The following is a 4,741-nucleotide window of genomic DNA, read 5'->3' as shown; positions in this document are numbered from 1 at the left end:
CCGCCGCTGTTCTTGCAGCGGTCTCCGCGCCTTGGAAAGGTCAAGGGACTTGGAAATATCCACGCCGTCGTCAAAATTTTTGTCGAATTGCTTAGCTTTCATAACGTGCCACCTCTTCGGTACGGGATCTTCGCACCGAATCCTATCGCTGGGCTCTTGTGATCGCTAATACCTACGCTGTGCTGCGAGCAAAAGCGCCTCGCTTTTGCGAGTCGGAACCAGCGTGGTGTTAGGGCACATGCGGCAACCGATGCGGCGGATAGTCAACGAACACAGCTACCGCCTCCAACAACTTACGAGTCGCTTCCTCAAGCGGACCAAAAATTGGATATGTCTTCACTCCTGTGATGATGTATTGCAACTGCTTGCTCGAATACAAAGGGTCCAGTACTGCGATCGCTGATTCGTCAGTATCGGTCAAGACAACTATGTCGCCCAATCCCAGCTTCTTCGCTCTCTGAAGCGATGACGAGAGTTTGTGACCATACTGCAGACGTAACGCACGCAGATCTATACCTTTGGCGAGAAGGAATGCCTTGAGCGAGAGTTCGATCGATTGGCCGGCTAAGAACATAACCGGCACCGGCGCGAAAATTTCGTAGCCCTGCTTCTTGTCTAGGCTGTCATCGACCGCTACTGCTGCGGCGTAGAACTCGGACGCATAGCGGATTAGCCCGTGAGGCGTAGTGCGAGCAGGATCCTCATGCAGTCTTGGGGCTTTCATGCGCTCTAACTGATTGAGCTGTGACACCTTATAGATAATTGCGGGCACCACACTAGTTGGCGGTGCTGACTTTGAGCAACACCCCCAGCAGCGGGTGGTCGAAGAACTGCGCCTGGCCGAGGTTGACGCGCTTTTCGGCGTGCAGGCTCAGCCTGGCGAGTTCGCCGGCGCTGACCGGCAGCGGCGCGCTGGCGCGCGGGTGTTCGGCCGGCGGGGCGTTGACGGACAGGTGGTAGTCGAGGTCCAGCGTCACGCGCAGGCCGCCGCTCTGCTGCACCAGCAGCGTGCCGTCGAGGCGCGGCAATTCGAATGGTTGCTGGCCGGTGGGCAGGCCGGTGGGATCGGCGGGCGGTTGCACGAGGTAATGGAAATCATCCTTGAAGCGCACGGCGGTCGCGGTGGGGCGCTGGGCGATGCGCCAGGCCAGGCGCAGGATGGGTTTGAAACGCGAGTTGCGCAGCTTGCGCCATTCCGTGTCGAGGCCGAACTGCGCGTCCGGCAGCAGACTCATGCCGGCGCGCTGCAGGCTGGCGCGGTCGCTGAGGTCAACGGCGGCCTTCACCTGCGGCGGCTGCGCGGGGCGGCCGTGGGTCATGGCGACGTCGGGTGGCGCGTTGCGGTCGAGGGTGACGATCAGATCCACGCGGTAGTCGGCCGCCGCCGTCGCCGGCAAGAGCAGGGCAAACAAGAGCAGTCTTCGCCAGATGCGCATGGCTGCAGCCTAGCGGAAATGGCGCGTTTCGCTCAACGTACTTCGCCAGCCCGGGCAGAGTGGGAATGCCAGGGGGATTTCTCGCTGACGCTCGAAATGACAGCTGCAGAGTCGCGCGCAGGGCGCGCTCCTACATCGCCAGTCGCGCCAGCAGATCCTCGGCCATCTTGTAGCGCTGCTCGGCCTTCTCCAGGCCCAGGCGGAAGCGCAGGCGGGTGGGGCCGTCCAGCTTGTACACGTCCTTGTGCTGCTGGATCAGCTTGATGATCGTGGCCGGGTTTACGCGCGGCTCCGGGTTGAACACGATCTGCCCGCCCTGCGCGCCGGCCTCGAGCTTGCGGATGCCCAGTGCGCTGGCCTTGAGCCGCAGCGCGGCGGCGCGGAACAGGTTTTCGGTCGGCTCGGGCAGCAGGCCAAAGCGGTCGATCAGCTCCACCTTCAGCTCGCGCAGTTCGTCCTCCGTGCGCGCGCTGCTGATGCGCTTGTACAGGATCAGGCGCGTGTGGATGTCCGGCAGGTAGCTGTCCGGCAGCAGGGCGGAGACGCCCAGATCCACCTCGGCTTCGTGCTCGGCGTCCAGGTTCGCAGTCGGCAGCTTGCCGGATTTGATGGCGCGCACCGCGCGTTCCAAGAGGCGCGTGTACAGCTCGAAGCCGACTTCCTCGATCTGGCCGCTCTGGTCCTCGCCCAAGAGCTCGCCCGCGCCGCGGATCTCGAGGTCGTGGGTGGCGAGCATGAAGCCGGCGCCCAGTTCCTCCATCGCGGCGATGGCCTCGAGGCGCTTCTGCGCGTCGTCGGTGAGCGCCTTTTCGTGCGGCACGATCAGGTAGGCATAGGCGCGGTGGTGCGAGCGCCCGACGCGGCCGCGCAGCTGGTGCAGCTGTGCCAGGCCCAGGCGGTCGGCGCGGTTCATGATGATGGTGTTGGCGGTCGGCACGTCGATGCCGCTTTCGATAATGGTCGTGCACAACAGCAGGTTGAAGCGGCGGTGATAGAAATCCAGCATCACCTGCTCCAGCTCGCGCTCGCGCATCTGCCCATGCGCGATGCGCAGCGTGGCCTCCGGCACGATGGCCTGCAGCTCGCGGCCGACCTTCTCGATGTCCTCGACGTGGTTGTGCAGGAAGTACACCTGCCCGCCGCGCTTGATCTCGCGCAGGCAGGCCTCGTGGATGGTGGCCGGGTCCCACTGGCCGATGAAGGTCTTGACCGACAGCCGGTGCGTGGGCGGCGTGGCGATGATGGAGAGGTCGCGCAGTCCGGACAGGCTCATGTTGAGCGTGCGCGGGATGGGCGTGGCGGTGAGCGTGAGCAGGTCCACCTCTGCGCGCAGCTTCTTGAGCTGTTCCTTGTGGCGCACGCCGAAGCGGTGCTCCTCGTCCACGATCACCAGGCCCAGGTTTCTGAACTTAATGTCGTCCTGCAGCAGGCGGTGCGTGCCGATGATGATGTCGATCTTGCCGTCGGCCAGCTCCTTGAGCAGCTGGTTCTGTTCCCTGGACGTGCGCAGGCGCGAGAGCACCGCGACCTTGAGCGGCCAGTCGGCAAAGCGGTCGGCAAAATTGCGATAGTGCTGCTGCGCCAGCAGGGTGGTGGGCACCAGCACGCAGACCTGGCGGCCGTTCTGCGCGGCGAGGAAGGCGGCGCGCAGCGCGACCTCGGTCTTGCCGAAGCCCACGTCGCCGCAGACCACGCGGTCCATGGGCCGCTCGGCCTGCAGGTCGGCCAGCACGGCCTCGATCGCCTTGAGCTGGTCGGCGGTCTCGGTGAAGGGAAAGCCGGCGGCGAAGCGGCGGTAGTCGGTCTCGTCCAGCCGGCAGGGCTGGCGTTGCTGCGCGCCGCGCCGGGCCTGGATCTCCAGCAGCTCGGCGGCGACGTCGCGGACCCGTTCGGCGGCCTTTTCCTTGGCTTTCTGCCAGCGGTCGTTGCCGAGGCGGTGCAGCGGCGCCAGCTCCGGCTCGCTGCCGCTGTAGCGGTGCACGAGGTTGAGCGCGGAGACCGGCACGTAGAGCTTGTCGCCGCCGGCGTATTCGATGGTCAGGAATTCGGTGGAGATGCCGCCGGTGTCGAGGTACTGCAGGCCGCGGTAGCGGCCAACGCCGTGGTCCTGGTGCACCACCGGCGCCCCCAGCGCGAGATCGGTGAGGTCGCGCAGGATGGCCTCGGGATCGCGCACCGCCTTGCGCTGGCGCTGGGTCGGCGGCCGAGTGCCGAGCAGCTGCGCCTCGGTGATGAGCGCCAGCCGCGGCTGCTCCAGCACCAGGCCCTGTTCCAGCGGCGCCTCGCAGATGGCCAGCGCAGCGGATGAATCCAGAAAAGCCTGCCAGCCGGCAACGGTGACGGGCTGCAAGCCCGCCGGCGCCAGCAGTTCCAGCATCGCCTCGCGGCGGCCGGCGGATTCGGCGCTGAGCAGTACACGCCCGCCGAAATCTGTCTGCCAGGCCTCGAGCGCGGCGGCCGCGCGGGCGGGGTCGGCCGGGGCGGGCGGCAGCGCGGAGGTGTCTGATGTGTAGTCCACGACGGGCAGGCTGCCGTCGCCGGGCGGATCGATCCACACGCCCGGCCGCTGCTGCAGGCGCTCGAGCAGCGCTGTGCAGGGCACGAAGGCCTCCTCGGGCGGCAGCAGCGGGCGCTCGAGATCGCCGCGGTGCTGCTCATAGCGCTCGCCGATCTGCTGCCAGTCCTGCTGCAGCGCGGACACGACATCGCCGACGCAGGCCAGCAGGGCATTGTCCGGCAGGTAGTCGAGCAGGCCGTCGGTGCGCTCGAAGAACAGCGGCAGGTAGGACTCGATGCCGGCGCTCGCCAGCCCCTGGCTGACGTCCGAATAAATGCGGCTGCGGCTCGGGTCACCGGGGAAGCGCTCGCGGTAACGGCGGCGGAAGCCCTGCACGCCCTCGTCGTCGAGCGGGAACTCGCGTCCCGGCAGCACGCGGATCTCGTCCAGCCGCCCGATCGAGCGCTGGGTTTCCGGGTCGAAACTGCGAATGGATTCGACCTCGTCGTCGAACAGGTCGATGCGATAGGCCTCGCGGCTGCCCATCGGGTAGATGTCGAGCAGCGCGCCCCGCACCGCGAACTCGCCGTGCGCCTGCACCTCGGACACGCCCTGGTAGCCGGCCTTGGCCAGTCGCGTGCGCAGCGAAGGCAGGTCGAGCCGGTCGCCGGTCTTGAGCAGGAAGGCGCGCGCGTCCAGGTACTCGCGCGGCGGCAGGCGCTGCAGCAGCGTGTCGGCGGAGACGATCACCAGGCCCTTGCCCAGCCGCGGCAGGCGGTAGAGCGTCGCCAGCCGCTCGGACAGGATG

The 4,741-nt window shown here is 66.7% G+C and carries 3 protein-coding genes; all 3 read right to left on the bottom strand.

What is annotated here, in order from left to right:
* Window positions 1–229 precede the first annotated feature (229 nt).
* On the bottom strand, window positions 230–724 hold the full coding sequence (locus VNJ47_07965; GenBank protein HXG28769.1) for a hypothetical protein: 495 nt from the start codon (window positions 722–724) through the stop codon (window positions 230–232).
* Between the two features lie 52 nt (window positions 725–776).
* On the bottom strand, window positions 777–1,436 hold the full coding sequence (locus tag VNJ47_07960) for a CsiV family protein (protein ID HXG28768.1): 660 nt from the start codon (window positions 1,434–1,436) through the stop codon (window positions 777–779).
* 130 nt (window positions 1,437–1,566) lie between these two features.
* The coding region (gene mfd, locus VNJ47_07955; GenBank protein ID HXG28767.1) for a transcription-repair coupling factor at window positions 1,567–4,741 on the bottom strand (3,175 nt) is incomplete at its 5' end.

Source organism: Nevskiales bacterium (assembly GCA_035574475.1).
In the GTDB taxonomy this organism is placed as follows: domain Bacteria; phylum Pseudomonadota; class Gammaproteobacteria; order Nevskiales; family DATLYR01; genus DATLYR01.
The sequence above is the reverse complement of the archived record's forward strand: the minus strand, read 5'-3'. Positions and strand labels throughout refer to the sequence as shown.